The organism is Streptomyces sp. NPDC007875, from assembly GCF_042868035.1.
Lineage (GTDB): Bacteria > Actinomycetota > Actinomycetes > Streptomycetales > Streptomycetaceae > Streptomyces > Streptomyces antimycoticus.
Map to the genome: position 1 here is coordinate 266707 of NZ_JBIADZ010000004.1, position 26907 is coordinate 293613.

General features: G+C 70.9%; 26 protein-coding genes and 2 pseudogenes. 12 read left to right on the forward strand and 16 right to left on the reverse strand.

What is annotated here, in order from left to right; genetic code table 11:
* Window positions 1-33: 33 nt before the first annotated feature.
* Window positions 34-675 (forward strand): RNA polymerase sigma factor, encoded by a 642-nt coding sequence (locus ACFYOY_RS10530; RefSeq protein WP_351894864.1) that lies wholly within the window; start codon window positions 34-36, stop codon window positions 673-675.
* Window positions 672-1703, forward strand: coding sequence for a CU044_5270 family protein (locus tag ACFYOY_RS10535; protein ID WP_388586034.1), 1032 nt, complete (start codon window positions 672-674; stop codon window positions 1701-1703). The genes ACFYOY_RS10530 and ACFYOY_RS10535 overlap by 4 nt, the downstream gene beginning before the upstream one ends.
* Window positions 1704-2004: 301 nt before the next feature.
* Here ACFYOY_RS10535 and hisF read toward each other — a convergent pair whose 3' ends face one another.
* The 8 genes from hisF to hisD form a co-directional block, all read right to left on the reverse strand.
* The gene (hisF, locus tag ACFYOY_RS10540) at window positions 2005-2775 is read right to left on the reverse strand and encodes an imidazole glycerol phosphate synthase subunit HisF (protein ID WP_351894853.1); all 771 of its coding nucleotides are present in this window, start codon (window positions 2773-2775) and stop codon (window positions 2005-2007) included.
* On the reverse strand, window positions 2772-3182 hold the full coding sequence (locus ACFYOY_RS10545; RefSeq protein WP_351894846.1) for a RidA family protein: 411 nt from the start codon (window positions 3180-3182) through the stop codon (window positions 2772-2774). The genes hisF and ACFYOY_RS10545 overlap by 4 nt, the downstream gene beginning before the upstream one ends.
* Complete coding sequence (gene priA / locus ACFYOY_RS10550) at window positions 3179-3910, reverse strand: bifunctional 1-(5-phosphoribosyl)-5-((5-phosphoribosylamino)methylideneamino)imidazole-4-carboxamide isomerase/phosphoribosylanthranilate isomerase PriA (protein ID WP_388586037.1); 732 nt, start codon at window positions 3908-3910, stop codon at window positions 3179-3181. The genes ACFYOY_RS10545 and priA overlap by 4 nt, the downstream gene beginning before the upstream one ends.
* A 69-nt stretch (window positions 3911-3979) precedes the next feature.
* Window positions 3980-4639: an imidazole glycerol phosphate synthase subunit HisH gene (hisH, locus tag ACFYOY_RS10555; RefSeq protein ID WP_388586040.1), complete on the reverse strand. Its 660-nt coding sequence runs from the start codon at window positions 4637-4639 to the stop codon at window positions 3980-3982.
* Window positions 4636-4800: a hypothetical protein gene (locus tag ACFYOY_RS10560; protein WP_162952980.1), complete on the reverse strand. Its 165-nt coding sequence runs from the start codon at window positions 4798-4800 to the stop codon at window positions 4636-4638. The genes hisH and ACFYOY_RS10560 overlap by 4 nt, the downstream gene beginning before the upstream one ends.
* A gap of 85 nt (window positions 4801-4885) precedes the next feature.
* Window positions 4886-5479: an imidazoleglycerol-phosphate dehydratase HisB gene (gene hisB / locus ACFYOY_RS10565; protein WP_014059975.1), complete on the reverse strand. Its 594-nt coding sequence runs from the start codon at window positions 5477-5479 to the stop codon at window positions 4886-4888.
* Entirely contained in the window at window positions 5476-6594 is a 1119-nt protein-coding gene (locus tag ACFYOY_RS10570) for a histidinol-phosphate transaminase (RefSeq protein ID WP_351894822.1), read from the reverse strand. The genes hisB and ACFYOY_RS10570 overlap by 4 nt, the downstream gene beginning before the upstream one ends.
* On the reverse strand, window positions 6591-7916 hold the full coding sequence (gene hisD / locus ACFYOY_RS10575; protein WP_351894815.1) for a histidinol dehydrogenase: 1326 nt from the start codon (window positions 7914-7916) through the stop codon (window positions 6591-6593). Before hisD ends, ACFYOY_RS10570 begins: the two co-directional genes overlap by 4 nt.
* 156 nt (window positions 7917-8072) lie before the next feature.
* On the opposite strand from hisD, the gene ACFYOY_RS10580 reads away from it, so the two are divergent.
* The 4 genes from ACFYOY_RS10580 (at window position 8073) to ACFYOY_RS10595 (ending at window position 11866) form a co-directional block, all read left to right on the forward strand.
* Window positions 8073-9668 (forward strand): oxidoreductase, encoded by a 1596-nt coding sequence (locus ACFYOY_RS10580; RefSeq protein WP_351894809.1) that lies wholly within the window; start codon window positions 8073-8075, stop codon window positions 9666-9668.
* A gap of 78 nt (window positions 9669-9746) precedes the next feature.
* Window positions 9747-10487, forward strand: coding sequence for an LON peptidase substrate-binding domain-containing protein (locus tag ACFYOY_RS10585; RefSeq protein ID WP_351894802.1), 741 nt, complete (start codon window positions 9747-9749; stop codon window positions 10485-10487).
* A gap of 11 nt (window positions 10488-10498) precedes the next feature.
* Complete coding sequence (gene ybaK / locus ACFYOY_RS10590; RefSeq protein ID WP_351894797.1) at window positions 10499-10996, forward strand: Cys-tRNA(Pro) deacylase; 498 nt, start codon at window positions 10499-10501, stop codon at window positions 10994-10996.
* A gap of 147 nt (window positions 10997-11143) precedes the next feature.
* A complete protein-coding gene (locus tag ACFYOY_RS10595; protein ID WP_388586284.1) occupies window positions 11144-11866 on the forward strand; it encodes a substrate-binding domain-containing protein in 723 nt (240 codons plus the stop codon).
* A 126-nt stretch (window positions 11867-11992) separates the two neighbouring features.
* On the opposite strand, the gene ACFYOY_RS10600 is transcribed toward ACFYOY_RS10595, so the two are convergent.
* The 5 genes from ACFYOY_RS10600 to ACFYOY_RS10620 all read right to left on the reverse strand — a co-directional run bounded on the left by ACFYOY_RS10600 (window position 11993) and on the right by ACFYOY_RS10620 (window position 16863).
* Window positions 11993-12613 (reverse strand): ABC transporter permease, encoded by a 621-nt coding sequence (locus ACFYOY_RS10600; protein ID WP_388586047.1) that lies wholly within the window; start codon window positions 12611-12613, stop codon window positions 11993-11995.
* 158 nt (window positions 12614-12771) lie between these two features.
* Window positions 12772-13665 (reverse strand): ABC transporter permease, encoded by an 894-nt coding sequence (locus ACFYOY_RS10605; protein ID WP_351895170.1) that lies wholly within the window; start codon window positions 13663-13665, stop codon window positions 12772-12774.
* Between the two features lie 102 nt (window positions 13666-13767).
* Window positions 13768-14808 carry an ABC transporter ATP-binding protein gene (locus ACFYOY_RS10610; RefSeq protein ID WP_351894785.1) on the reverse strand — a complete coding sequence of 347 codons (1041 nt, stop codon included), beginning with the start codon at window positions 14806-14808 and terminating at the stop codon, window positions 13768-13770.
* A gap of 67 nt (window positions 14809-14875) precedes the next feature.
* Window positions 14876-15205 (reverse strand): hypothetical protein, encoded by a 330-nt coding sequence (locus tag ACFYOY_RS10615; RefSeq protein ID WP_351894779.1) that lies wholly within the window; start codon window positions 15203-15205, stop codon window positions 14876-14878.
* A 350-nt stretch (window positions 15206-15555) separates the two neighbouring features.
* Window positions 15556-16863, reverse strand: a complete 1308-nt coding sequence (locus ACFYOY_RS10620) for an NYN domain-containing protein (RefSeq protein WP_351894773.1) — start codon at window positions 16861-16863, stop codon at window positions 15556-15558.
* Window positions 16864-17153: 290 nt separating this feature from the next.
* Between ACFYOY_RS10620 and ACFYOY_RS10625 the strand changes: the two genes are divergently transcribed.
* A complete protein-coding gene (locus ACFYOY_RS10625) occupies window positions 17154-17330 on the forward strand; it encodes a hypothetical protein (protein WP_351894767.1) in 177 nt (58 codons plus the stop codon).
* Between the two features lie 150 nt (window positions 17331-17480).
* On the opposite strand, the gene dnaE is transcribed toward ACFYOY_RS10625, so the two are convergent.
* Entirely contained in the window at window positions 17481-21026 is a 3546-nt protein-coding gene (gene dnaE / locus ACFYOY_RS10630) for a DNA polymerase III subunit alpha (RefSeq protein ID WP_351894761.1), read from the reverse strand.
* Window positions 21027-21240: 214 nt separating this feature from the next.
* On the opposite strand from dnaE, the gene ACFYOY_RS10635 reads away from it, so the two are divergent.
* The 4 genes from ACFYOY_RS10635 (at window position 21241) to ACFYOY_RS10650 (ending at window position 25279) form a co-directional block, all read left to right on the forward strand.
* A complete protein-coding gene (locus ACFYOY_RS10635) occupies window positions 21241-22566 on the forward strand; it encodes a DUF2252 domain-containing protein (protein WP_351894755.1) in 1326 nt (441 codons plus the stop codon).
* 80 nt (window positions 22567-22646) lie between these two features.
* Entirely contained in the window at window positions 22647-23645 is a 999-nt protein-coding gene (locus tag ACFYOY_RS10640; RefSeq protein WP_388586053.1) for a thioredoxin domain-containing protein, read from the forward strand.
* 62 nt (window positions 23646-23707) lie between these two features.
* The gene (locus ACFYOY_RS10645) at window positions 23708-24388 is read left to right on the forward strand and encodes a hypothetical protein (protein ID WP_388586288.1); all 681 of its coding nucleotides are present in this window, start codon (window positions 23708-23710) and stop codon (window positions 24386-24388) included.
* Window positions 24389-24451: 63 nt separating this feature from the next.
* Window positions 24452-25279 (forward strand): thioredoxin domain-containing protein, encoded by an 828-nt coding sequence (locus ACFYOY_RS10650; RefSeq protein ID WP_351894738.1) that lies wholly within the window; start codon window positions 24452-24454, stop codon window positions 25277-25279.
* Here the strand turns inward: ACFYOY_RS10650 and ACFYOY_RS10655 are convergent.
* Window positions 25269-25906: pseudogene (locus tag ACFYOY_RS10655) on the reverse strand (RNA-guided endonuclease TnpB family protein); the annotation flags it as partial. The gene ACFYOY_RS10650 and the pseudogene ACFYOY_RS10655 overlap by 11 nt on opposite strands.
* 22 nt (window positions 25907-25928) lie before the next feature.
* Here ACFYOY_RS10655 and ACFYOY_RS10660 point away from each other — a divergent pair.
* Window positions 25929-26204, forward strand: a pseudogene (locus ACFYOY_RS10660) (alkaline phosphatase); the annotation flags it as partial.
* A gap of 28 nt (window positions 26205-26232) precedes the next feature.
* Here the strand turns inward: ACFYOY_RS10660 and ACFYOY_RS10665 are convergent.
* Window positions 26233-26823: a dienelactone hydrolase family protein gene (locus ACFYOY_RS10665; protein WP_211126133.1), complete on the reverse strand. Its 591-nt coding sequence runs from the start codon at window positions 26821-26823 to the stop codon at window positions 26233-26235.
* Between the last annotated feature and the right edge of the window lie 84 nt (window positions 26824-26907).

Genomic DNA, 26907 nt, shown 5'->3' on the forward strand with positions numbered 1-26907 from the left:
TGCGGAGAGGCACGGGTGTGAGGTGTAAACAACATGAGTGATGGCCTGCGAGCGCGGGTACGAGCGGGTGACCGCGAGGCGTTCGCGGAGCTCTACGCAGAGTACGCGCGTGCGGTCTACAACCATGCCTACCGGCTGACCGGCGACTGGTCGGTGGCCGAAGAGGTGATGGGGGACACGTTCCTCGACGCCTGGCGTACCCGAGCGCAACTGGAGCCGGGCGACGGCACGCTGAAACCGTGGCTGCTGGGCGTGGCGACGAACAAGGCCCGCAACGCCAACCGCGGCATCGGCCGGCGCCTGGCCTTCCTGGCCCGACGCCCGGCGCCCGCCCCGGTGGCGGACTTCGCCGACGAGACCGCCGGGCGGATCGACGACGCCCGCCGGCTCGCCGCCGTGCGCACGGTGTACGGCCGGCTGCGGCGCGGCGAGCAGGAGGTGCTGGCGCTGTGCGTGTGGTCCGGGCTGGACTACGCGCAGGCCGCCCAGGCGCTGGGGATTCCGGTGGGCACCGTGCGCTCGCGGCTGTCCCGGGCCCGCGCCAAGCTGCGCAAGCTCGCCGATCAGCGGCTCGCGGAAGAAAAGACGGAACCGCCACACCGCCGCGGAGAGGTACAGCGTGAGGCCGCGTTCGCGGCCCTGCCCTATCAGGAGTTTCAGGAGGAACCCCGATGAACGCCGCTGGCTCCGGGCCCGACCGGGCCGAGCACGAGGAAGCGGAGCGCGAGGAACTGGCCCGGCTGCTTCCCACCCCGGCCGAGCGGGACGTTCCTTCCGAGCCCTACCTCCACCACAAGGACCGCTTGATGCAGCACATCGATGACGACCAGAACCGCACCCCCGCCCCCGCACGGAAGGCCCGGCCGCGGCTGCTGCGCCCCGCGCTGGTGATGCCCGCCGCGGCCCTGGCGCTGGCCGGGGCGCTGGCCGTCACCTTCACCGAGGGCGGAGGGTCCGGCGACAGCGCCGCCCAGCCCCGCGAGACCGCCACCGTCCTGCTCGACCGGATCGCCGGGACCGCGGCGAAGTCGGACGTCAAGCCGGTGCGGCAGGACCAGTTCGTCTACGTCAAGAGCGTGACGGCGGGGGCCGAGCTGGAGGAGAACGGCGCTTCGAAGCTGGAGCCGTCGCATGAGCGGGAGGTCTGGAAGTCGCAGCAGGTGAAGCGGATCACCCAGACCGGTGAGATCCGCGAGGGCGGGAGCTACTCCCCGCTGCGCGAATTGGGCGGGTCTCCGGCGGGCATCGACCGCCCCACGTACCAGTGGCTGGCGTCCCTGCCGACCGACCCGGACGTCCTGCTCAAGGAGATCGAGCGGATGACCGAGCCGGAAGAGGGCCAGGAGAAGGCGCAGGCCGTCTTCGACCAGATCGGCTACCTGCTGGGCGAGACGGTGATGCCGCCGCGGAACGCCGCCGCCCTGTACAAGGCCGCCGCGAAGATCCCCGGGGTGACGCGGCAGGAGGACGCGGTGGACGCGGCGGGCCGCCACGGTGTCGGCATCGCCCGCGTCGACAAGCGGGCGTGGGTGGCCACCGAGTGGGTCTTCGACCGGGACAGCCTGGCCTTCCTCGGTCGGCGCGGCTACCGGACGAAGGACGTCGGGGCGGGCAAGAAGGGCGATGTGATGGAGGAGACCGCCGTGCTGAAGCGCGGCATCGTGGATGCCTACCGCGAGCGGCCGGGCTCCGCCACGAGGTGACGCCCGCAAGGGCCACGAAGTGACAACCAACCTCGGGCCACGCGGCAGGCTGCTCCCGTCCCCGCCCTTCCCGCAGCATCGATATGGGGCGCTCCCCCAGACCCCGGGGTCCCGGGGGGAAGCCTCTGGTAACGGGAAGGGGCGGGGAGGGAAAAGCATCGATATGCGGCTCCGCCGCGTGGTCCGTCGGTCACCCCGTGGCGCGCGTGGGCGTGGTTGCCGTGACGCCCTGAGGGCCATGGCGTGAGACCACGAAGCGGGGGATCACCATCCGGTGATCCCCCGCTTCGGCGTGTCTCGCTCAGCGGACCGGGTGCCCCGACTCCCGCAGCGCGTCCTTCACCTGGCCGATCCGCAGATCGCCGAAGTGGAAGACGGACGCCGCCAGCACCGCGTCGGCACCCGCGGCGACCGCCGGCGGGAAGTCGGCCAGCTTCCCGGCGCCGCCACTGGCGATGACCGGGATGGTCACCTGCTTGCGGACGGCCTCGATCATGGCCGTGTCATAGCCGTCCTTGGTGCCGTCCGCGTCCATGGAGTTCAGCAGGATCTCCCCCGCGCCCAGCTCCGCCGCGCGGTGGGCCCATTCGACGGCGTCGATGCCGGTGCCGCGGCGACCGCCGTGGGTGGTGACCTCGTAACCGGAGGAGGTCACCGTCCCTTCGGGGCAGCGGCGGGCGTCGACCGAGAGGACGAGCACCTGGCTGCCGAAGCGCTGGGAGATCTCGTGGATGAGCTCGGGGCGGGCGATGGCGGCGGTGTTGACGCCGACCTTGTCCGCCCCGGCGCGCAGCAGCTTGTCGACGTCCTCCGGGGTACGGACGCCCCCGCCGACCGTCAGCGGGATGAAGACCTGCTCGGCGGTGCGGCGGACCACGTCGTAGGTGGTCTCGCGGTCGCCGGAGGAGGCGGTGATGTCGAGGAAGGTCAGCTCGTCCGCGCCCTCCTCGCCGTAGACCTTGGCCATCTCGACCGGGTCGCCCGCGTCGCGCAGATTCTGGAAGTTGACGCCCTTGACGACCCGGCCGTTGTCCACGTCCAGGCAGGGGATGACTCGGACCGCCAGGGTCATGACTGTCGTGCTCCTCGGAATGCTTCCAGTTCGACTTCCACCAGGACGCGCGAGTCGACGAAACCGGACACCACGACCAGCGTCGTGGCGGGGCGCACGGCGTCGAAGAGCTCCTTGTGGGCACGGCCCACTTCGTCCACGTCGCGGGCGTGGGTGAGGTACATACGGGTGCGGACCACCGATTCGACGCCCAGGTCGAACTTCTTCAGCGCGTCCAGCGCATGGCGGAAGGCGGCGAGCGTCTGCTCATACGGATCCCCCTCGCCCTCCAGTACGCCGCGCTCCGCCAGCGGCATCGTCCCGGCGACGAGCACCAGGTCACCGACCTCGACGGCCCGGGCGAACCCGATGGTCTCCTCCCAGGGGCTGTCGGTCTGGACCCGCCGCGCGGACTCGGGTGAGGTCATACGGATACCGCCTCCAACGCCTCTTCCAAGGTGAACGCCTTGGCGTAGAGTGCCTTGCCCACGATGGCGCCCTCGACACCTTCCGGTACCAGAGTCGCAAGGGCACGCAGGTCGTCAAGCGAGGAAACGCCGCCGGAGGCGACGACGGGCTTTTCGGTCGCGGCGCAGACATTGCGCAGCAGCTCCAGGTTGGGGCCCTGGAGGGTGCCGTCCTTGGCGATGTCGGTGACGACGTAGCGGGCGCAGCCCTCGGAGTCGAGGCGGGCCAGCGTCTCGTACAGATCGCCGCCGTCCCGGGTCCAGCCGCGGCCGCGCAGCGTGGTGCCGCGCACATCGAGGCCCACCGCGATGAGGTCGCCGTGCTCGGCGATGACCTTGGCGACCCATTCCGGGGACTCCAGGGCGGCCGTGCCGAGGTTCACCCGGGCGCAGCCGGTGGCCAGGGCGGCGGACAGCGAGGCGTCGTCGCGGATGCCGCCGGACAGCTCGACCCTGAGGTCCATGGCGCGGGCCACCTCGGCGATCTGCTGGCGGTTGTCCCCGGTGCCGAAGGCGGCGTCGAGGTCCACCAGGTGCAGCCATTCGGCGCCCGCCCGCTGCCAGGCCAGGGCGGCCTCCATCGGGTCGCCGTACGACGTCTCGGAGCCGGACTCGCCGTGGACGAGGCGGACGGCCTGGCCGTCGCGGACATCGACGGCGGGGAGGAGTTCGAGGCGGTTCGAGCGCATTGCGGACAACCTTCGGTGAGAGCGTGCGGGCGGTGCGGGTGGGTGCGGACCGGAGCCGGCGCGGGCCGGTCAGAGCGTGTCGAGCCAGTTGCGGAGCAGCCGCGCTCCGGCGTCACCCGACTTCTCGGGGTGGAACTGAGTGGCCCACAGCGGGCCGTTCTCCACGGCGGCGACGAACGGCTCGCCATGGGTGGCCCAGCTGACCTTGGGGGAGGGCATGTGGGGGTTGGTGACCTCGAGCTCCCAGGTGCGGACCGCGTAGGAGTGGACGAAGTAGTAGCGCTCGTCCTCGTCCAGGCCCGCGAAGAGCTGTGAGTCCTCGGGTGCCTTGACCGTGTTCCAGCCCATGTGGGGGACGACGGGGGCGCGCAGCGGCTCGACCGTGCCGGGCCATTCGTCCAGGCCCTCGGCCTCGACGCCGTGCTCGATACCGCGCCCGAAGAGGATCTGCATGCCGACGCAGATGCCCATGACCGGGCGGCCGCCGGACAGCCGGCGCCCCACGATCCAGTCGCCGCGCGCCTCACGCAGCCCGTTCATGCAGGCGGCGAAGGCGCCGACGCCGGGCACGAGGAGGCCGTCGGCCGCCATGGCCTTGTCGTAGTCGCGGGTGATCTCGACCTGCGCGCCGACATGGGCGAGGGCCCGCTCGGCGGAGCGTACGTTGCCGAATCCGTAGTCGAAGACGACGACGTTCTTCGCGGTCGTGCTGTGCGTCAGGTCGCTCAATTCCATACCTCAAGCCGCAGGATCCCGGCGAGCAGCGCCATCGTGGCGCCGATCCCGAGCAGCGTGACGATGCTCTTGGAGATGCCCTGCTTCACGAAGGAGATGACCCCGCCGAGCAGAAACAGCCCCACGAGGATGAACACGGTCGACAAGCCGTTCAAGACGCTACCTCGTTCGCTTCTCCGCCCGCGCGGCGAAAGCGCGGGTCGCGTGCCGTCTGCGGCCCGGCGGCCGCGCGCGCGACGCTCACAGGGCCCCCTTCGTGGAGGGGAGGATCCCGGCGGCGCGGGGGTCGCGCTCGCTGGCGTAGCGCAGGGCCCGCGCCAGGGCCTTGAACTGGCACTCCACGATGTGGTGCGCGTTGCGCCCGTAGGGGACGTGGACGTGCAGGGCGATCTGGGCCTGGGCCACGAAGGACTCCAGGATGTGCCGGGTCATCGTGGTGTCGTAGGTGCCGATCATCGGCGCGATGTTCTCCGGCTCGGTGTGCACCAGGTACGGGCGGCCGGAGAGGTCAACCGTCACCTGGGCCAGCGACTCGTCCAGCGGCACCGTGCAGTTGCCGAACCGGTAGATGCCCACCTTGTCGCCGAGCGCCTGCTTGAAGGCGGCGCCGAGCGCGAGGGCGGTGTCCTCGATGGTGTGGTGGGTGTCGATGTGCAGGTCGCCCTCGGTCTTGACCGTGAGGTCGAAGAGGCCGTGGCGGCCGAGCTGGTCGAGCATGTGGTCGTAGAAGCCGACACCTGTCGACACATCGACCTGGCCGGTGCCGTCGAGATCGATCTCGACGACGACCGAGGTCTCCTTGGTCGTGCGCTCCACACGTCCCACGCGGGTCATGCGCTCTTCTCCTTCATCAGCTCGCGTACCGCGTCGAGGAACGCGTCGTTCTCGGCCGGTGTGCCCGCGGTGACCCGCAGCCGGCCCGGTACGCCGTTGTCACGGACCAGGACGCCCCGGTCCAGCAGGCCCTGCCACGCCGCGTGGGCGTCCTCGAAGCGGCCGAACTGGACGAAGTTGGCGTCGGAGTCGGTCACCTCGCAGCCGAGCGTGCGCAGCTCGCTCACCAGCCGGTCGCGCTCGGCCTTCAGCGACTCGACGTACCCCAGCAGCGTATCGGTGTGCTCCAGGGCGGCCAGCGCGGTGGCCTGGGTGACAGCGGACAGGTGGTACGGCAGGCGGACCAGCTGGACGGCGTCGACGACCGCCGGATCGGCGGCGAGATAGCCGAGCCGCAGCCCGGCCGCGCCGAACGCCTTGGACATGGTCCGCGAGAGCACCAGCCGCGGCCGCCCCTCGATCAGCGGCAGCAGCGAGGGACGGTGGCTGAACTCCCCGTACGCCTCGTCCACGACGACGAGGGCCCCGGCGGCCTCCGCCCTGGCGGCCTGCGCCGCCTCGTAGAGCGCCAGCACCGTCTCGGCCGCGACGGCGGTCCCCGTCGGATTGTTCGGCGAGGTGATGAAGACGACATCGGGGCGGTGCTCGGTGATGGCCTTACGGGCGGCATCGACATCGATGGTGAAATCGGCGTTCCGGGGACCGGAAATCCAGCCGGTGCCGGTGCCGCGCGAGATCAGCGCGTGCATCGAGTACGAGGGCTCGAAGCCGATCGCGGTGCGCCCCGGTCCGCCGAAGGTCTGCAGCAGCTGCTGCAGCACCTCATTGGACCCGTTGGCCGCCCAGACCTGGGCGACGCCGACCTGAAGGCCGGCCGTACGGCTGAGGTAGCGGGCCAGCTCGGTGCGGAGCTCGACCGCGTCCCGGTCCGGGTAGCGGTTGAGGTTCCGGGCCGCCTCGGTGACCCGCTCGGCGATGCGGGCGACCAGCGGCTCGGGCAGCGGATAGGGGTTCTCGTTGGTGTTCAGCCGTACGGGCACCTCGAGCTGCGGGGCGCCGTACGGGGATTTGCCACGGAGCTCGTCCCGGATCGGGAGATCGTCAATGCCGGTCACTTGCTCGGTGGCACCTTCCAGTCGAACCTTGCCTTCACCGCGGCGCCGTGGGCGGGCAGATCCTCCGCCTCGGCCAGCGTCACCACATGGCCGGCGATCTCGGCCAGCGCCTCCCGGCTGTAGTCCACCACGTGGATGCCGCGCAGGAAGGACTGCACGGACAGCCCCGAGGAGTGGCAGGCGCAGCCGCCCGTGGGCAGCACGTGGTTGGAGCCCGCCGCGTAGTCGCCGAGCGACACCGGGGCGTAGGCCCCGACGAAGATCGCCCCGGCGTTGCGCACCCGGGCCGCGACGGCCGCCGCGTCCTCGGTCTGGATCTCCAGGTGCTCGGCCGCGTACGCGTCCACCACGGCCAGGCCCTGCTCCAGACCGTCGACCAGCACGATGCCGGACTGCCGCCCGGCCAGCGCCGGACGGATCCGGTCCTCGACGTGCTTGGTGGCCCCCACCTGGACCTCGAGCTCCTTCTCGACCGCGGCGGCCAGCTCCTCGGAGTCGGTGACCAGCACGGAGGCGGCCAGCGGATCGTGCTCGGCCTGGCTGATCAGGTCCGCGGCCACGTGCACCGGGTCGGCGGTGGCGTCGGCGAGGATGGCGATCTCGGTCGGCCCGGCCTCGGCGTCGATGCCGATCCGGCCCTTGAGCAGCCGCTTGGCCGCGGCCACAAAAATGTTGCCCGGCCCGGTCACCATCGCGACCGGACGGCAGTCCTCGGTGCCGTAGGCGAACATGGCGACGGCCTGAGCGCCGCCCGCCGCGTACACCTCGTCCACGCCCAGCAACGCGCACGCCGCGAGGATCGTGGGGTGCGGCAGCCCGCCGAACTCCGCCTGCGGCGGGGAGGCGACGGCCATCGAGCCGACCCCGGCCTCCTGCGCGGGCACCACGTTCATCACCACGGAGGAGGGGTAGACCGAGCGCCCGCCAGGTACGTACAGCCCGACGCGCTCGACCGGCACCCAGCGCTCGGTGACCGTGCCGCCCGGCACCACCTGGGTGGTGTGGTCGGTGCGCCGCTGGTCGCGGTGGACCAGCCGGGCCCGCCGGACGGACTCCTCCAGGGCGGCGCGCACGGCCGGGTCCAGCTCCGCGAGGGCGCGCTCCAGCGCCTCCGCGGGGACCCGCACCCGCTCTATGGCGACGCCGTCGAACCGATGGGCGTAGTCGATCAGCGCAGCGGTACCACGATGGCGCACGTCGTCGCAGATGGGCCGCACCTTCTCCAGGGCGGCCTCGACGTCGAGCTCGGCACGGGGCAGCAGGTCGCGGTCGATGCCGCCTTCCGGGAAGGCGGCACCGCGCAGATCGATACGGGAGATCACGCGATCAATTGTCTCAGACCCGCCACGACGCCCCTCCCCCCGTATCAGTCAGTGATACGGACGCCCTAAGTTGACCCTGACCGTTGGCGTTCAACCGGTTACTCAGCGGGAATGTGCTCCGTACGGGGACACGGAGAATCAGGAGGGGACACGGCTGTGACCGAGCCGCACGATGGCGACCCACCCCCGGGCCTCGATCTGACCACCGCCGAATGGGGCATGTGGCAGGCGTTCCGCAATGGCAGCACCCATGATCTGCGCACGTCGCACCCCCAGCGGAACGATCCCTCCGGCCCGTACGCCTGGGGCCCGGAGCGCAGTGTCCGTGCGCGTGTCGTGGCCCTCCTGCTGCTGGACGGGCCGCCCGCGCAGCCGGGCCGGGTCGCCGCGCTCAAGCTCAACGGGGTGCACATCACCGGCACGCTCGACCTGGCCGGCGGGAACATCGAGCCCTATGTGGAGCTGAAGAACTGCCGCTTCGAGCGGGAGGTGCTGCTTCCCGAGGCGCAGTTCACCACTCTGCGCCTGGTGGGCTGCGCCCTTCCCCGGCTGGAGGCGGCCCGGCTGCGCACCGAGGGCGATCTGCATCTGCCGCGGTGTGTGGTCGAACACGGGATCCGGCTCACCGACGCCCATATCGGCACGGATTTACTGCTCAACCAGCTGATCGTGCGCCGCGACCGCCGGGGCATGTCGATCAGCGCCGACGGGCTGACCGTCGCCCAGGACTTCCAGGCCGACATGATCGAGTCCTATGGCGAGCTGAGCCTGCGCGGGGCGCAGATCGGGGTGTCCCTCAGCCTGCGCGGCAGTCGGCTGCGCAACCCTTACGGCCGCCGCGCGCTCAACGCGCCGCAGCTGACCGTGGAGCGCAGCCTCTATCTCACCGCGGGCGGGGTGAGCACGTACTCCAGCGGCTCCACCCCGCCGTACGGCACCGCCTCCACCCCCACCCGGGGCACCCGGATCCAGCGCTTCGAATGCGAGGGCGGGATCCGGCTGGACGACGGGCGGATCGGCGACGCCATCGACTTCGACCAGGCCCGCTTCATCATGGAGAACGACCAGGAGCTGTCGCTGCGCCGGGTCCAGACGCCCGAACTGCGCTTCCTCGGGGAGCGGCCGCAGCGCGGGCGGGTGATCCTCTCCGGCGCCCGGGTGGTCAATCTTGTCGACAAGTCGGTGAGCTGGCCGGGGCCGGGCGGGCTGACCATGGCCGGGTTCAGCTATGAGTGCCTGATTCCGCGCGGCCACTTCCCGCTGGCCCGGCGGCTGGAGTGGGTGGCCGCGGCGACCCCCGAGTACGCGCCCGAGCCGTACGAGATGCTGGCCAACACCATGCGGGCCAGCGGCGAGGACGCCGACGCACGCGAGGTGCAGCTCGCCAAGCAGCGCCGCCGCCGGGAGACGCTGCCGGTCGCCGGGAAGGTGTGGGGCTATCTCCAGGACTGGACGGTGGCCTACGGCTACCGCCCGGGCCGGGCCGCGGTGTGGATGGCGGTGCTGTGGGCGGTCGGCTCGGTGTTCTTCGCCCACAACCGGCCGGAGGCGCTGAAGCCGAATGAATCCCCGAACTGGAACGCCTCGCTGTACACGCTCGATCTGCTGATCCCGGTGATCGATCTGGGCATGGACGGCTACTGGAGGCCGGACGGCGCCGTCCAATGGGCGTCCATCGTCATGATCCTGCTGGGCTGGGTGCTGGCCACCGCGGTAGCCGCCGGCGCGTCCCGGCTCCTGCGGCGCCAGTGACCGGCTCCTGCGGCGCCAGTGACCGGCTCCTGCGGCGCCAGTGAAAGGAAACGCGCGGGGCCATTAGGCTTACGCCCCGTGACCTCCGCGCGCCTTCCGCTCTTCCCGCTGAACACGGTGCTGTTCCCGGGGCTCGTCATGCCCCTGAACGTCTTCGAGCAGCGGTACCGCTCCCTGATGCGCGATTTGTCAGCGCTTCCCGAGGACGCGCCGCGCCGGTTCGGGGTGATCGCGATCCGGGACGGCCATGAGGTCGCCCCGAGCGCGGTCGGCCTCCCGGACTCCGCCACGCGGCCGGACCCCGGCCCCACGGCCGGGTTCGGACCGGATCCCGCCAAGTCCTTCTACGCCGTGGGGTGCGTGGCGGACGCGGCCACCATCCGGGAGCAGGAGGACGGCACCTTCGAGGTGCTGGCCACCGGCACCACCCGCTTCGAACTGGTCTCCGTGGACTCCTCCGGCCCCTATCTGACGGCCGAGGTCAAGGAGCTGGAGGAGGAGCAGGGCGAGGGGGCCGGGGCGCTGGCCTCGGGGGTGGTACGGGCCTTCCGCATGTACCAGAAGCGGCTCGCGGGCGCCCGTGAGCGGACCCTGGCGAACGAGCAGGACCTGCCGGGCGAACCGTCCGTTCTCTCCTACCTGGTGGCGGCCGCGGCCGTGCTCGACACGCCCGCGAAACAGCGGCTGCTGCAGGCGCCGGACACCGCGAGCCGACTGGCCGACGAGCTGAAACTCCTTCGCGCCGAGAGCGCCGTCATCGGTAAGCTCCCGTCACTCCCGGCCGTCGATCTGACCCGCGGTCCCACCAGCCCCAACTGACGCGGACGAATATGCCCAAGAAGACCAAGAAGACCTCGGCGGGCACCCCCGCCACCACCGCCCTCACCGCGACGGGCACGGATTTCACCCTGCACTCCTACGAGCACGACCCGGCAGCCCCCTCCTACGGCGAGGAGGCCGCCCAGGCGCTCGGCGTCGAACCGGGCCGGGTCTTCAAGACCCTTGTCGCGAGCGTCGATGACCGCCTTACGGTCGCCATCGTGCCAGTCTCGGCCACGCTCGACCTCAAGGCTCTCGCCTCGGCGGTGGGCGGCAAGCGCGCCACGATGGCGGACCCCGCGGCGGCCGAGCGCAGCACGGGCTATGTGCGGGGCGGGATCTCCCCGCTCGGTCAGCGCAAGCGCCTTCCCACGGCCCTGGACGAGTCGGCCACCGGCTACGAGACGATCTGTGTCTCGGCGGGCCGGCGCGGGCTGGAGGTCGAGCTGTCGCCGGGGGACCTGGCGTCGCTGACCGACGCGGTGCTGGCGCCGATCGCCCGCTCCTAGGGCCTGCCGTCTCAGGGGGCGCCCTGCTCCCGACGCCCAGCACGGCCGCCCACCGCGTTGTAGCAGCGCCCGGGTACGGCCCGCGATGCCCCGCCTCTCGATAGACCGCACCAGCTCCCCCGGCCACCGCTGGGAGGCGCCCCTGGGCTGTCCACGTTCGTCGCCAACACCGGCGACCGCCCCGAGGCGCAGCGCACCCGCACCAACATGGTCATCGGACGGCGCGTCGACGGCATGATCTTCGGCGACGCGTATGTGGACGGGCGGTTCCTGGACGAGGTGGCCGGCCGCGGCATTCCGTTCGTCCTGGTCAGCCGCACCGCCGGGGCCCACCCCTCGGTGACCTGCGACGACTATCTCGGCGGGCGGCTGGTCGCCGAGCATCTGCTGAAGCTGGGCCACCGCGATGTCGCCGTCGTCGCGGGCGAGCCGTACGCCAGCACCGGCATCGACCGCACCGCGGGCCTGGTGGACCGCTATCGCGAGGCGGGGCTGTCCGTTCCGGCGGACCGCATCGCCCACTCCCGCTTCGACGTCTCGGGCGGCCACGCCGCGACGGCGCGGCTGCTGGACACCCCGAACCCCCCGACGGCCATCTTCGCCGTCAACGACTTCGCGGCCATCGGCGCGATAGGCGCGCTGCGCAACCAGGGGCTGCGGGCGGGGGTCGATGTGGCCGTCGTGGGCTTCAACGACACGCCGTTGGCTGCGGAGTTGCCGGTGCCGCTGACGACGGTGCGGTCACCCATGCTCGACATGGGGCGCGAGGGGCTGCGGACGCTGCTGCGGCTGCTGGAGGGCGAAGCCGTGGAGTCCAAGCGCCTGCGCCCCGAACTCATCGTCCGCGCCTCCAGCGTTCGCTCGCACTGACCCAGGGGAGCTCCCTGCCCCGGAAGGGCCCCTGCCCCGAGGAGAGGGCCGCGGCGCCGGGCCCTCCCTCTGAGCGCCGGGTCCCGCTTGAGCGCCGGGTCCCGGCAGGGCTTCGCCGCGTTCCGCTCAGCGCGCTCCCGGCATCGTCGGGGGCGGCAGGGCGGGCTCCGGGTCCCGGGGGCCGAACAGCCCCGTCAGGGCCAGGTGGATCACCATCGCCGCCACCGACCACGCCAGCAGCGCACCCTTCGCGCCCAGCTTGAGCGGTCCGTCGAAGGTGACGCCCTTACCGACCTCCTTGGCATGGGCCACGACGTCCGAGGTGGGCCCCAGCCAGAGGCCCAGCCGCCAGGCGATCACCGAGGCGAGCACCCCGCCGATCGCCAGACCGATGACCAGCGCGATACCGCCGTGGCGGAAGAGCAGAAAGACGATGAGGGCCGAGACGGCCCCGAAGGCGAGCCCGAGCAGCGTGAACACACCGTCCGCGCCGATCGCGTCCTCCCCTTCCGAGTTCTTCAGATAGACGGCGGAGCCGTCCGAGACCAGGGGAACCTTGGGCGCCAACCACAGCCACAGCAGCCCGAGAAGCACCCCGGAGACCGCCACCGCGATGGCGACCAGCGACGCCTGCACCAGTTCGGCGCGCAACTCGGGCCCCGGCTCGGAGTACTCGGAGTGCTCCGAGCCCTCCGGATGCCCGGAAGGGTGCTCGGGGTGCTCCGGGTATCCGGAGGGATTCGGCACGGAGGAGTCCCCGGCAGGCTGCCCGTGAGCCGGGGGGCGGCCCTCGGCGGGGTCCTCGTGCGGCGGAGGCGGATCATGTGGCGTCAACGGTGCGGTCACCCCGTCATCGTGCCAGGCGGACGGCGTACTTCGGTCGGCGGGACGTTCGCTGCGGCGCGTCACCGCACGGCCGCCCGCCGATAGGCCCAGGTCGCGGCGGCGAGGGATACCACGGCCACCCCGGCGCACACCCCGAGGTCGGCACAGACCACCCACCAGTCGGGCTGCCCGTCGAAGGTCCGGGCCAAGGCCTCCACACCGTACGTCGACGGCAGCAGATCGCGCGCGTACGACACCACCTGCGGCATCCGGTCCGCGGGCAGCACCCCCAGCAGCAGCGCGGCGGACATCCCCAACTGCCCGCATAGCGTGGCGAGTTCCTGACGCGGGGCGAGCAACCCCAGCACGGCGCCAAGTCCGGCGAGGGCGGCGCCGGAGAGGGGGATCACGGCGAGGAGGATCCACAGATGCGTCATGGGCAGTTGGAAGAGCACACTGCCCATGACCGCGGTGACGATGGTCCCGGGCACGGTGAAGGAGGCGTAGGCGGCGGCCGCCCCGAGCACCACGGCCGAGGGCGGCACCGGCAGGGTGGCGTAGTGGTCGAGCCCGCCGCTGGCCCGCAGCTGGCCGAAGTACTGGGCGAGCAGGTTGAGCGCCACGAAGGCGACGACCAGCACGCTCGACCCGGCCACCACCGACCGCGCCTCGCTCCCGCCGTCCACCACCCCGCGCATCAGGATCATGATCCCGATGGACTGGAAGGTGGCCACGAAGAGCAGCGGTATCCGGGCGACCCGGGCCCGCGAGAGCTGGGCGCGGTAGACCGCGGCGAGCGCGGGGAAGAGCCGCGCCCGCGCCGCCAGCGGCGCGGGGATGTCCCCGGCCTCACCGGACGCCCCCGACGTACCGGAGGCACCGGACGAGACACCGGGCGCACTGGGCAGCCCAGCGGAAGCACCGGACACACCAGGCACACCAGTGGTCCCGGACACACCGGACACGGCGGGCATGACACTCACGTTGTGCGGCTCCTCTTCGCCTCTACGGCTCTTACGGTCACGGTCACGGTCACGGTCACGGTCACCGACGTGTTCACCGGCTCGCCCCGGCACTCACGCCTTCACCAGCCCCTCCGCGCCCTCCGCACGGCCGCCCAGGGCGATGTACACATCCTCCAGGCTCGGCGTGGCAAGGGTGAAATCGTCCAACGCCGCGAAGGCGGGGCCACCGGTCACGGTGCCGATGGCGGCGCGCGCCTCGTCCGGCGGGAGCCGGAGCGTCCAGCGTCGCCCGGAGACGCCGTCGGCGGCCCGGCCCGCCTCGGCGGCCTTCCGCAGAGCGGCGACCTCGGGCACGTCCAGCGGCGGCTCGGTGCGCCACACCAGCTCCAGCCGTACCTCGTCGGCGACCAGCGCCTTCAGTCCGGCGGGCGTGTCGCAGGCGATGACCTTGCCGCGGTCCAGCACGGCGACCCGGTCCAGAACCGTTTCCGCCTCGATCACATTGTGGGTGACCAGCACCACAGTCACGCCCCGCTCGGCCCGCCGCCGGTCCACGGCCGCCCATACGGCGCGCCGGGCGACGGGGTCCATCCCGCTGGTGGGCTCGTCCAGCACCAGCAGCGGCCGCTCCCCCACCAGCGCGGCGGCGACGCAGGCCAGCCGCCGCTGGCCCCCGGAGAGCTTCTTCAGCGGGCGCCCGGCGATCTCCCCGAGCCCCAGCTCCTCGATCACCGCGTCCCGCTCGGCACGGGCCGCGCGGGCCTCCAGCCCGCGCAGCCGCGCGGTGGTCTCGGCGGCGAGGGCGACGGTCAGCTCGTCCAGCGCGGTCGAGTCCTGGCCGAGATAGCACAGCAGCCGGGCGGCGCGCTCGGGGTGGCGTACGAGATCGTGGCCGAGCACCCGCACGCTGCCCTCGTCCGGCCGCAGCAGGCCGGTGAGCTGCCGTACGAGGGTGGATTTACCGGCGCCGTTGGGTCCGAGCAGCCCGAAGACCTCGCCGCGCACCACATCGAGGTCGATGCCGTCGCTGGCCCGGACGGCGGGCGTGGCGGGGGCGCCGCGGCGGCCGCGCGCCGCGGGATAGGTCTTGACCAGGCCGCGCACGGTGCACACCACATCGCCGCTCGTCGCCTGTTTCGCGCCCGTCCTCACGAGCTATGAGGGTACGCGCCCAAACACCCGCTCCCGTCCTCGGGGCCCTCGGGGACGGATCGGAGGATCACAGGACGAGGAGGGTCGGCGGCGCGGTCGTGTCGGTGCCGCCGGGGGTCGTGACGAGAACGGACGTCCCGGGGAGCACCACGGGCACGACGGCGAGGATCTGGGTCGGCGAGAGGCTCACGAAGGTGGCGGGGGCCTGGGTGAGTCCGTTGCTGAGGGCCACCGCGGTGGCGTCGAGCAGACAGGTGCCGCTGATCGCGACGTTCCGGCCGGGAAGCTGCGCCGTCGGGGTGACGGAGACGGCGCTGGGGGCGTCGTAGGAGGTGTACGCGCAGCCGCTCCCATGGGGACGCTGGTTCCGGCCGAGGGAGGTGACGGTGACGTCCACCGTGTCGGTACAGCCCGCGATGGGGGTGGTGTGGGCGGGCGTGGTGACCGTGAGCTCGCCGTCGGTCCGCGGCGGGAACGTTCCGGTGGCCGCGCCGGCACGCCCGCCGCGAGCCCCCTGCCCGCAGCGAGCCCCCTTGACGGCGGGGGCCGCGGGGCGTCCGGCGGACCACGCGGCGGTGCCGCATATCGACGCTTTCCCCTCCCCGCCCCTTCCCGCAGCGTCTATATGCGGCTCCGCCGCGTGGCAGGGGCTCCGACCCTGGACGCCGGGGTCCGGGGCAGAGCCACATCGATGCTGCGGGAAGAGGAGCAGCTCGCCGCAGGCGTCAAGATCCGCCGAAGAGGGCGCTAGCCGCCCGTCTGGGCGTGCTCCGCGGCCGAGCGGAGGTCGATTTCGCGCCAGAAGCCCGCCCGGATCGCATAGCGGTCGTGCTCGTCGATCTGGTCGTCCTTGTGGGCCAGCAGCCCGAAGCGGGCCGCGTAGCGCAGCAGTTCACCGTCGATGCGGTGCGGGATGCGGGGGTACTCCGTGGAGATCTGGCGCAAGGGCCCCGGATCGGCGAGCCGGTCGGTCCAGCGGCGGGCGAAGACCTGGCCGACCTCGAACGGGTCGCCGCTGACGGCCGTGATGTCCTCCTCACGGTCGGCCCAGCGCTGCTCGGCGCTGGTGAGCTGGGCCAGCATGGGGAGGTTGGCGGTCTCCGGCGGCTCCCCCACGGCGCCGGGACCCCGGTCGATCCAGCCCTTGTCGGAGGACCAGCGCAGGGTGGCACCGGCGGCCTGCTGGCGCTCCGTCTGGCCGCCGGGCGCGGCCGGGCCGCGGCCCAGGTCGGCGAGGTCCTTGGGGGTGGGCACCCCTTTGCCGGCACCCGCCGCCGCGCCGTCCGCGCCCGCCTCGGGGGCCGGGGCCGCCGGACGGCCGGGGGCGGCGGCCGGGCCGGTCACATCGGCGCCGGGCCGGGCGGCACCGTTACGGCCACCGGGAGCCTCCGCCGTACCGGGCGCCCCGGTCGCGGCCGCGGCGGTAGCCGTCTCCGGCAGCGGGGCGGAGAGAATGGCCGCGATCTCCGGGCGTGGCTCGGAGACGGGCGCGCAGGGCCCGGGAAGCTCCTTGGCGCGCACCGCCCTGGTGATCCAGGCGCGGTCGAGGACGCGCCGCTCATCGGCCTCGGCGACGAGGTCCTCGGACTGGTTGTAGTCACCGTCGGCGGCCTGGACCGCCCAGAGGTGGACGGCGACGCCGTGCTCCTTGGCCGACATCAGCCCGGGGAGCAGGTCCCCGTCGCCGGTGACGAGGACGATGTCGGCGCACGCCCGATTGCGCGCGAGCTCGGTGAGCTCGGCGTGCATGGCGGCGTCCACGCCCTTCTGGGCCCAGCGGCCGTCACTGCGGGTGAGCGCACCGAGCCGTACGGTCACCCGAGGCATCACGCGCAGCCGCCGGTGCTCGGGCTGAGGCACACGGTCGGGGGCGCCGTCGAACCAGTAGATGCGCAACAGCGGGCACTCGGTCTCGGCCTCGGCCCGCTCCCGCAGGCCCTGGATGAGGGTCGCGTGGTCGACGGAGATACGCGATCGGGCGGGCTCCCCGGCCAGCAGGCTCGCGGCGGCGCCCAGCAGATACCCGGCGTCCACCAGGACGACGCAGCGGTCCACGTTCCACCCTCTTTCCTGACGGTCCAGTCCTCGGTCGCCCCCCGCGCACAGCCGTGCCCCGGATGTGGTTTTCGGCTTTCCTTCGAGTCTGCCCGACCGTGCGGGGGTTATCAGTCCGAACTGGATCACCGGCGTGGCGGATACGGCTTACCCGCCAATACCCCCCTTCTCACTCACCGTAATTGCCCGAAATGCACGGGTCACCGCGGCATGTCACTGTTTCTTCCCGAAGGGCTTCTCCTGGCAGGGCCCTTCGCCAGGGGGCTGATCCCAACCGGAGGAACACCACCATGGGCAAGAACAAGAACCGCGATCGCAAGCAGCAGGAACAGCGTCAGGAGCGCGGCACGGCCGACCGCTCCGCCGAGCAGCAGCCGTCGATGGAGGGGCAGTCGCAGGCGATGCGGCCGGAGGGCAGCCCCTCGACGGCCCGCAAGGGCCGGCAGAAGAGCTTCGGCCACAACTGACGCACCGCGCACCGGCGCTGGGCCACCGCGGTGGCAGGCCGCGCGACCGTGGCCCCCAGGGGCGCGCCCGATGCGGGCGCGCCCCTGGTGCGCTCTCGCCCTCGTCAGCGCCCTCGTCAGCGTCGAGGGCGCGTCAGCGGGGCCGGTCGGTCATCCGGCCAGGCAGGACGCCCCCAGCAGCACCTTGAGATCGCCGAAGAGCGCCGGGTCGGCGGTGACGCGGTGCCGGTCGAGCCGCAGCACGGTGGTCTTCCGCGCTCCCTGGAGCTTGATCCGCACCTCGGTGGCACCGCGGTGGTGGGTGAGCACCTCGCCCAGCTTCTCGACCAGCGGCGGGGTGACCTTGACCGTGGGAATGGTGATCGTCACGGGCGCGTTGGCCGATGCCTCGGACAGATCGGGGACCATCAGCTCCATGGCGACCAGCCGGGGCACGTCCTCGCGCTTGTCGAGGCGGCCCTTGACGAAGACGACCGCGTCCTCGACGAGCTGGGTGGAGACCAGCTGATAGGTGGCGGGGAAGAACATGCACTCGATGGAGCCGGCCAGGTCCTCCACAGTGGCGATGGCCCAGGCGTTGCCCTGTTTGGTCATCTTGCGCTGCAGACCGGAGATGATCCCGCCGATGGTGACGATCGCGCCGTCCGCGTGCTCACCCCCGGTGAGCGCGGAGATCGCGGCATCCGCCTTCTCGTTCAGCACATGCTCGATGCCGAACAGCGGATGATCGGAGACATACAGGCCCAGCATCTCCCGCTCCTGGGCCAGCAGATAGGTCTTCTCCCATTCGACGTCCGAGAACTCGACGTCGAGGCCGAAGCCCGGCCCCTCGCCGTCCCCGCCGTCACCGGCCATACCGCCGAAGAGGTCGAACTGCCCCTCGGCCTCCTTGCGCTTGACCGCGACCACATTGTCGATCAGCGCCTCGTAGTGCGCCGTGAGCCCCTTACGGGTGTGGCCCATCTCGTCGAACGCGCCCGCCTTGATCAGCGATTCCGTGGTGCGCTTGTTGCACACGACCGCCTCGACCTTGTCCAGGTAGTCCGGGAACGAGGCGTACTTCCCCTTCGCCTTACGGCCGCGGATGATCGCTTCCACCACGTTCTGACCCACGTTCCGGACCGCCGTGAGACCGAAGAGGATCACATCATCACCCTGAGCGGTGAAGTTGGCCTCGGACTCATTGACGTTCGGCGGCAGCACCTTGATGCCCATGCGACGGCACTCGTTCAGATAGACCGCCGACTTGTCCTTGTCGTCGCGGACCGAGGTGAGCAGCGCCGCCATGTACTCGGCGGGGTAGTTGGCCTTGAGGTACGCGGTCCAGTAGGTGACCAGGCCGTACGCGGAGGAGTGCGCCTTGTTGAACGCGTATCCGGCGAACGGGACCAGGACGTCCCACACGGCCTGGATGGCCTCGTCGGAGTAGCCGCGCTCCCGGCAGCCCTTCTGGAAGGGCACGAACTCCTTGTCCAGGACCTCCTGCTTCTTCTTGCCCATCGCACGGCGGAGCAGGTCGGCCTGGCCGAGCGAGTAGCCCGCGAGCACCTGAGCGGCCTTCTGCACCTGCTCCTGGTACACGATGAGGCCGTAGGTGATGCCCAGGACCTCCTTGAGCGGCTCCTCCAGCTCGGGGTGGATCGGGGTGATCTCCTGCTGCCCGTTCTTCCGCAGCGCGTAGTTGATATGCGAGTTCATGCCCATCGGGCCCGGCCGGTAGAGGGCCGAGACGGCGGAAATGTCCTCGAAGTTGTCGGGCTTCATCATGCGCAGCAGGGAGCGCATGGGGCCGCCGTCGAACTGGAAGACGCCGAGGGTGTCACCGCGGCAGAGCAGTTCGAAGGTCTTGGGGTCGTCCAGGGACAGATCGAGCATCTTGAGGTCGATGCCCTTGTTGGCGCGCACCATCTTGACGGCGTCGTCCATGATGGTGAGGTTGCGCAGGCCCAGGAAGTCCATCTTCAGCAGGCCGAGCGACTCACAGGTGGGGTAGTCCCACTGGGTCACGACCTGGCCGTCGTTCTTCGGCGAGAAGACCGGGACATGGTCGGTCACCGTCTCGCTCGACATGATCACGCCGGCGGCGTGCACACCCATCTGGCGCACCAGGCCCTCGATACCGCGCGCGGTGTCGATGACCTTCTTCACATCCGGCTCGTTCTCATACATCCCGCGCACCTCGCCCGCCTCGCTGTAGCGGGGGTGCTTCTCATCGGTGATGCCGGAGAGCGGGATGCCCTTGCCGAGGACGTCGGCGGGCATGGCCTTGGTGATGCGGTCGCCCATCGCGTACGGATAGCCGAGCACCCGGGCCGAGTCCTTGATGGCGTTCTTGGCCTTAATGGTGCCGTACGTGCCGATCTGGGCGACCTTGTCGTGTCCGTATTTCTCGGTGACGTACCGGATCACCTCACCGCGCCGACGCTCGTCGAAGTCGATGTCGACATCGGGCATGGACACACGCTCGGGGTTGAGGAACCGCTCGAAGATCAGCCCGTGCTCGACCGGGTCGAGGTCGGTGATGCCCATCGCGTACGAGACGATCGAACCGGCCGCCGAGCCTCGGCCGGGGCCGACCGCGATGCCGTTGTTCTTGGCCCACATGATGAAGTCGGCGACCACGAGGAAGTAGCCCGGGAACCCCATCTGGATGATGACGTCCATCTCGTACTCGGCGAGCTTCTGACGGTCCTCGGGGACACCGCCGGGGAAGCGGCGGGCCATCCCCTTGCGGACCTCCTCCTGGAACCAGGTCACCTCGGTGTACCCCTCGGGGACGTCGAACCGCGGCATCAGGTCGCGCTTTTCGAACCAGCCGGTGGCGTCGATCTGCTCGGCGACCAGCAGGGTGTTGGCGCACCCCTGCTGCCAGGCGTCGGAGGAGTCGATGGCATACATCTCCTCCGTGGACTTCAGGTAATAGCCGGTGCCGTCGAAGCGGAAGCGGTCCGGGTCGGAGAGGTTCTTACCGGTCTGGACGCACAGCAGCGCGTCATGGGCCGTCGCCTCGCGGGAGTACGTGTAGTGCGAGTCGTTGGTGACCAGCGGCGGGATGTCCAGCTTCTTGCCGATCTCCAGCAGTCCGTCCCGGACCCGGCGCTCGATCTCGATGCCGTGGTCCATCAGCTCCAGGAAGTACCGGTCCTTGCCGAAGATGTCCTGGTACTCGGAGGCGGCCTTCAGCGCCTCGTCGAACTGGCCGAGCCGCAGCCGGGTCTGCAGCTCGCCCGAGGGGCAGCCGGTGGAGGCGATCAGCCCCTCGGACCACTGGGCGATGGTCTCCTTGTCCATCCGCGGCCACTTGACGAAATAGCCCTCCATATAGGCGTCCGAGGAGAGCCGGAAGAGGTTGTGCAGACCGGTCTTGTTCGACGCCCAGATGGTCTTGTGGGTGTAACCACCGGAACCGGAGACGTCATCGCGCTTCTGATGCGGCTGGCCCCACTGGACACGCCGCTTGTAGCGCCGCGACTCGGGCGCCACATACGCCTCGATCCCGATGATCGGCGTGATCCCGGCGCCGGTCGCCTGCTGGTAGAAGTCGTACGCGCCGTGGAGGTTGCCATGGTCGGTCATGGCGATGTGCGTCATGCCCATCTCGTTGCACGCGTTGAACATGTCCTTGAGCCGCGCCGCACCGTCCAGCAGCGAGTACTGGGTATGGACATGCAGGTGCGTGAAGGGCGGCTTGGTCACGGTGGAAGACCTCCGGCGAACAATCGATGACGGCAGGGCGAGACAGCTCCGAAGGTTACCCCTCCGCACTGACACGAGCCGGGCACTCGCGAGTAGCCTCAGGCGTTGATCCCGACGGGTCATCCGGTCTTCCCGCGCACCTGGCGCGACGGAACATACCCTGTCGTATCTGCCACACCGATCACATCCCTCATGCCCCAGGAGGCGTTCCGCGATGTCGAACCAGCAGACCCAGGCGGAACAGCGCGGCGAGCACATCCTCGCCGTATTCGACACCGCCTTCGGCGAGCTGCTCGCCGCCGACCCGGCCGCCTTCCGCGTCAAGTTCCGGAAGATGGCCGCCTCGGCGTTCGCGTTCTACCGCGGCACCGCCTGTCTGTTCTATTCCGATGTGGAGCGGGAGCGCGCCGGCGGGCCGTACCTGGACGACCGCACCGGCCGGGTGTGGATCCACGGTGACCTCCATGCCGAGAACTTCGGCACCTACATGGACGCCAACGGCCGGCTGATCTTCAATGTGAACGACTTCGACGAGGCGTACGTCGGCCCCTTCACCTGGGACCTGAAGCGTTTCGCCGCCTCCGTGGCGCTCATCGGCTACACCAAGGCGCTCAGCGACGAGAAGATCACCGAGCTGGTGCGGACGTACGCCGGCGCCTACCGCGAGCGCATTCACGCCCTGGCCACCGGCGCCAAGAACGACGAGGTGCCGCCCTTCACCCTGGAGACCGCCGAGGGTCCGCTGCTGGACGCGCTGCGTGACGCCCGCTCGCTGACCCGCTTCGGGCTGCTGGACTCGATGACCGAGATCCGCGACTTCGAGCGCCGCTTCACGGCCGGCGGCGGGTCCATCGAGCTGGACGCGGCCACCCGCTACAAGGTCCTTGCCGCCTTCGACGGCTATCTGGAGACGCTCCCCGAGTCCAGTCTCTCGCGCCCGGACTCCTACCGCGTCAAGGACGTCGTGGGCCGCCGGGGCATCGGCATCGGCAGCGCCGGGCTCCCCTCGTACAACATCCTTCTGGAGGGCAACAGCGACGCCCTGGAGAACGATGTGGTGATCTACATGAAGCAGGGGCAGACCCCGGCGGTCTCCCGGCACATCACCGACGAGCAGGTGCGGTCGTACTTCCACCACGAGGGCCACCGCACGGTGATCTCCCAGCGCGCGCTGCAGGCCCACGCCGACCCGTGGCTGGGCTGGACCGAGCTGGACGGGGCCGGGCAGCTGGTCGCCGAGGTGTCGCCGTACGCGGTGGACCTCGACTGGTCCGACATCGACGACCCGGCCGAGATCGCGGCGGTCGTGGCCGACCTGGGGCGGGCCACGGCCACCATGCACGCGGCCGCCGACGACCAAAGCGGCCACTCGCTGGTGCCGTTCTCCACCGAGCGCGCCATCGACGCGGTGATCGCCGCCGACGAGGACGGCTTCGCCGACCTCCTGGTGGACTTCGCGCACTCTTACGGTGCCCGCGCCCGGGCCGACCACCAGATCTTCGTGGACCTCTTCCGCAACGGCCGCATCCCCGGGCTCTGATCGCCACCCTGGCCCCTGATCGTCCCCCGGCCATGGCCGCCGGCACCACTTCCCGGTTGGCTCCTCTATCGTTACCGGTCATGTGGCCTGGACAGCAGCCGCCGGGGGGCGAGCAAAACCCGCAGCAGAACCCGTACCAGCAGCCGGAGCACCCGCAGCCGGGTCATCCGCCGCCTCCGGCCCAGCCCCTGGGTTTCCCGCCCGCTCCCCCGCCGCCCGGCCCGGGCGGCGGGCCCTGGGGTGGCGCTCCCGCCCCGGCGGACCCGCAGCGCAAGGCCGGGCTCACGGCCGTGGTGGCGGTGACGGTGGCCGCCGCGGTGGTCGCGGGCGCTCTCCTGATCACAGATGACGGCAAGGACTCCAGGGCCGATTCCGTGGACGATGTCGTCCAGGGCCCGGCGGGCTCCGGCGGTTCCAGCGGTTCTGACAGCTCGGAGGACCCGGGCGGAGCGGGCGGCTCAGGGGGCTCGCAGAAGCTCGTCCTGCCCGCCCACAGCTCCGGTCCGAGCGGCACCACCGTGGTGATCGGCAAGGCCGGCGCCGGGCACACCCTCGACGTCTACGCGGACGTCCGCTGCCCACCGTGCGCCACCTTCGACCAGAAGGTCGGGCCCACCATCGCGAAGGACATCGAGGCCGGTAAGTACAAGGTCTCGTTCCACTTCGCCGCCATCATCGACAAGAACATGGGCGGCAGCGGCTCCACGAGTGCCCTGAGCGCCCTCGGGGCGGCGCTGGACGTGAGCAGCGACGCCTTTCTCGACTACAAGGCCGCCCTGATGTCGCCGAAGAACCACCCCGAGGAGAACGAGGACTCCTACGCCGACGACAACCAGCTGCTGACCGTCTCCCAGGAGGTGCCCGCACTCGAGCGGAACGACTCCTTCCGGGAGGCTGTGCGCGAGGGCACCTACGTCCCCTGGGCGCAGAAGATGATCGCCGACTTCGACGCCTCCGGGGTGAACGGCACCCCCGCCGTCAAGCTCGACGGCTCCCAGCTGACCGGCAGCGGCGGCTCCACCCCGATGACCGCGACGGAGTTCACGGAAGCGGTGAACAAGCAGCTCAAGGGCGGTTAGCAGGCCGCCGGGGCCGATTCTTCACATGGTCCCTACAGCCGTTCATGGCAGAATTCGAAGTCATGGACGGCACCGGACCGCAGCTGAGGGCAGTGCGCGCGGCGCTCTTCACCGCGCTGTGCGTCATGCTGTCCTCGGCTTCGCATGTCCTGCTGTCGGCGGCCCCGCTGCCGCTGGGCACCGTCGCGGCGCTCTCGGTGGCCGTCTTCGCCGTCGCCTACGCCCTCGCGGGCCGGGAGCGGGGCTTCTGGTCCATAGCGGCCCTGCTGATCCCGCTGGAGCTGGCCGCCGACACGATCTTCACCACCGGCCAGCAGGCGTGTTACGGCCAGTCCGGCGGCCCCGTGGCGGGCTCCCTGCGCTCCATGGGGGTCACCGTGCTGTGCGGCGGCGATCTCGGCAGTCCGCTGCCCGGGGTCTCCCAGAATGGCGTCGGCACCCCGCTGGCGGCGGCCGTGAGCTCCGCCACCCCCTGGCTGCTGCTCGCCGCGCATGTCGCGGTGGGTCTGATCGCCTCAGCCTGGCTGCGGCGCGGCGAGGCCGCCCTGAGCCGTCTGCTGGCCTCCCTGGCCGCCTTCGCCTTCCGGCCGCTGCTGCTGGCCGTCGCGGTGCACGCCGCGGCCCTGCGGCCCCGTCGCCGCCCGGCCCCGCCGACCGTACGGCCGGTGCGCCCGGCGCCGGCGCTCCCTCTCCTCGTGCACTCCGTGGTGCGTCGCGGACCGCCCTGCTCGGCCGCTGCCTGAGCACAGCGATCCACACCCCCGTACGCATCACTGACGACGCACACCCACGGAGATCGATCCATCATGAGCAACCGCAACAACCAGCAGAACAAGCAGGCCGCGCGCGAGCGGCTGCGCGCCGAGCGTGAGCGCCAGGCCAAGAAGGACCGGACGCGGCGCCAGCTGTTCGTCGGCGGCGCGGTCGTCGCGGTCCTCGCGATAGCCGGCGGCATCGGCTACGCCGTCACCAACATGAACTCGGACGACGCCAACCAGAAGTGGCGGGCGGCGGCCGAGAAGAAGACGTTCGCGAAGCCCGCCAACACCACCGGCTCCCAGGGCACGACGGTCGTCATCGGCGAGAAGAAGGCCAAGAACACCCTGCACGTCTACGAGGACATGCGCTGCCCGGTCTGTGCCCAGTTCGAGAAGTACACCGGCCCGACCGTGCTCAAGGACATCAAGGACGGCACCTACAAGGCGCAGTTCACCATGGGCACCTTCCTCGACGACAACAAGCAGATGCCCGGCGCCGGCTCGAAGAACGCGCTGAGCGCGCTCGGCGCGGCCCTCAACGTCAGTCCGCAGGCGTTCCTGGACTACAAGGAGGCGCTGTACGCGCCGAAGAACCACCCCGAGGAGACCGATGACGCCTTCGCGAACGACCAGAAGCTGATCGACGTCGCACAGCAGGTCAAGGAGCTGAAGGGCAACACGGCCTTCGAGAAGGCCGTGAAGAACGGCACCTACGACCGGTGGGCGCTGGCCATGTCCAAGACGTTCAACGACACCAAGGACATCACCGGCACCCCGTCCTTCAAGCTCAACGGGAAGAAGCTGGAGGTGGGCGGCAACCCGCCGATGACTCCGGACCAGTTCACCCCGCTCGTCAAGCAGGGGCTCAAGAATTGACATCCTCGCCACCCGGTAGGCCGCGATTCCCGCCTACCGGGCCGGTGTCGGCTCCGGTGCCGGGTGGGTTCCCGCTTCACCGCGCTGTGCCGGAATCGAGGATCCTGGTCTTACCTGCGCTCCACGGGCTGTCACCGCCAGTCCGGCGGCCTTAGCGACGTTAACCGCCGCGTTGATGTCCCGGTCAAGAACGGTCCCACACGCCCCGCACGTCCAGGTACGGATGTGCAGGGGCTTGGGACCGTCTTTCACGCCGCACTGCGAGCACACCCGGCTGGTGGGCTCGAACCGGCCGATGCGCACGAAGGTACGCCCGTCCTGTGCGGCCTTGTATTCCAACATGGCTACGAACGCCGACCATCCAGCGTCATACACCGACTTGGCCAGGCGCGTGCGGGCGAGACCGTTCACCGCGAGGTCCTCCACCGCGACCGCTTGGTTCTCGCGGATCAGGCGAGTAGAGAGCCGGTGGTGGAACTCGCACCGCGCGTCGGCCACGCGCGCATGAGCGCGGGCCACCTTCTGCCGGGCCTTGTCCCGGTTCCTGCTGCCCTTCTCCTTGCGGGACAGGGCATGCTGGGCCTTCTTGAGCCGCTTCTCCGCCCGGCGCAGGAAGTGCGGCGAGTCGTCACCTCGGTGACCTCGGACAACCTCGGACAACCTCGACGATCTGCTCCATGTGGCGCCGCAGACGGTTTCCTTGGCCGCGGCCGCCGCGATCCGGGCCGCCAACCGCCATGTGACGTGGGTGGACATGGACTCGCACGGCTACGGCGTGCTCGATGTCACCGCTCAGCGGGCCCAGATGGACTTCTACACCGTCTCCGACAAGACCGATCGCAACGCCACGACCGCCTGGGCGCGGTCGTACCGCACCCAGGCGGGCAGCCAGCGGGTCGAGCGCGCCGACGCACCCGTGCGCTGACGCACCGGTTCACAGACGGTTCTCGGGATCAGAGGTCGGCCAGGAAGCCGAGCGCCACCCGCCAGGTGGCCTCGGCGGCCTCCTTGTCGTAGTCCGGCAGCTCGGGGTCGGTGAAGATGTGGCCGGCCCCGGCGTAGCGGAAGACCTCCACATCGGCGCCGGCCCGCCGCATCCGCAGATACCAGGCGTTGAGCCAGTCGTGTGGCTCGAACGGGTCGGGGTCGGCCACATGCAGCTGCACCGGCAGCTCATCGACCGTGGTGTCGTCGGCGATGTCCGAGGTGCCGTGCAGCAGAAGCAGTCCGCGCGCCTTGTCGTCGGCCAGCGCCAGGTTCTGCGCCAGGGCGCCGCCGAGCGAGAAACCGGCGTAGACCAGCCCGCGGTCCGAGTACGGCGCGGCGGCGGTGATGGCCCGTTTCAGCAGCTCGTCGCGGCCGATCCGCTCCTTGATCACCATGCCGTCCTCGACGGTTTCGGCGGTCTGCCCCTCGTACAGGTCCGGCACGACCACCTCATGCCCGGCCGCGCGCAGTCGGTCGGCCGCCTCCTGTACGGCGGGCCGCAGCCCGTACGCGGAGTGGAACAGAACAATCGTCGAGGTATCGGCCACCGCTGTCACTTCCTTTCCGTGGATCGCCCCCTCCCATCGTGCCAGTCCCGGTCTGAGGAGACCGGATCCGGGGAAGGCGGGACAGGACACCCG

Bases quoted from the DNA above. Each gene is read 5' to 3' on its own strand.
- ACFYOY_RS10530 (WP_351894864.1), top strand. From the start codon at position 34: ATGAGTGATGGCCTGCGAGCGCGGGTACGAGCGGGTGACCGCGAGGCG.
- ACFYOY_RS10535 (WP_388586034.1), top strand. From the start codon at position 672: ATGAACGCCGCTGGCTCCGGGCCCGACCGGGCCGAGCACGAGGAAGCG.
- hisF (WP_351894853.1), bottom strand. From the start codon at position 2,775: ATGACCCTGGCGGTCCGAGTCATCCCCTGCCTGGACGTGGACAACGGC.
- ACFYOY_RS10545 (WP_351894846.1), bottom strand. From the start codon at position 3,182: ATGACCTCACCCGAGTCCGCGCGGCGGGTCCAGACCGACAGCCCCTGG.
- priA (WP_388586037.1), bottom strand. From the start codon at position 3,910: ATGCGCTCGAACCGCCTCGAACTCCTCCCCGCCGTCGATGTCCGCGAC.
- hisB (WP_014059975.1), bottom strand. From the start codon at position 5,479: ATGACCCGCGTGGGACGTGTGGAGCGCACGACCAAGGAGACCTCGGTC.
- ybaK (WP_351894797.1), top strand. From the start codon at position 10,499: ATGCCCAAGAAGACCAAGAAGACCTCGGCGGGCACCCCCGCCACCACC.
- ACFYOY_RS10605 (WP_351895170.1), bottom strand. From the start codon at position 13,665: ATGCCCGCCGTGTCCGGTGTGTCCGGGACCACTGGTGTGCCTGGTGTG.
- ACFYOY_RS10625 (WP_351894767.1), top strand. From the start codon at position 17,154: ATGGGCAAGAACAAGAACCGCGATCGCAAGCAGCAGGAACAGCGTCAG.
- ACFYOY_RS10635 (WP_351894755.1), top strand. From the start codon at position 21,241: ATGTCGAACCAGCAGACCCAGGCGGAACAGCGCGGCGAGCACATCCTC.
- ACFYOY_RS10640 (WP_388586053.1), top strand. From the start codon at position 22,647: ATGTGGCCTGGACAGCAGCCGCCGGGGGGCGAGCAAAACCCGCAGCAG.
- ACFYOY_RS10645 (WP_388586288.1), top strand. From the start codon at position 23,708: ATGGACGGCACCGGACCGCAGCTGAGGGCAGTGCGCGCGGCGCTCTTC.
- ACFYOY_RS10650 (WP_351894738.1), top strand. From the start codon at position 24,452: ATGAGCAACCGCAACAACCAGCAGAACAAGCAGGCCGCGCGCGAGCGG.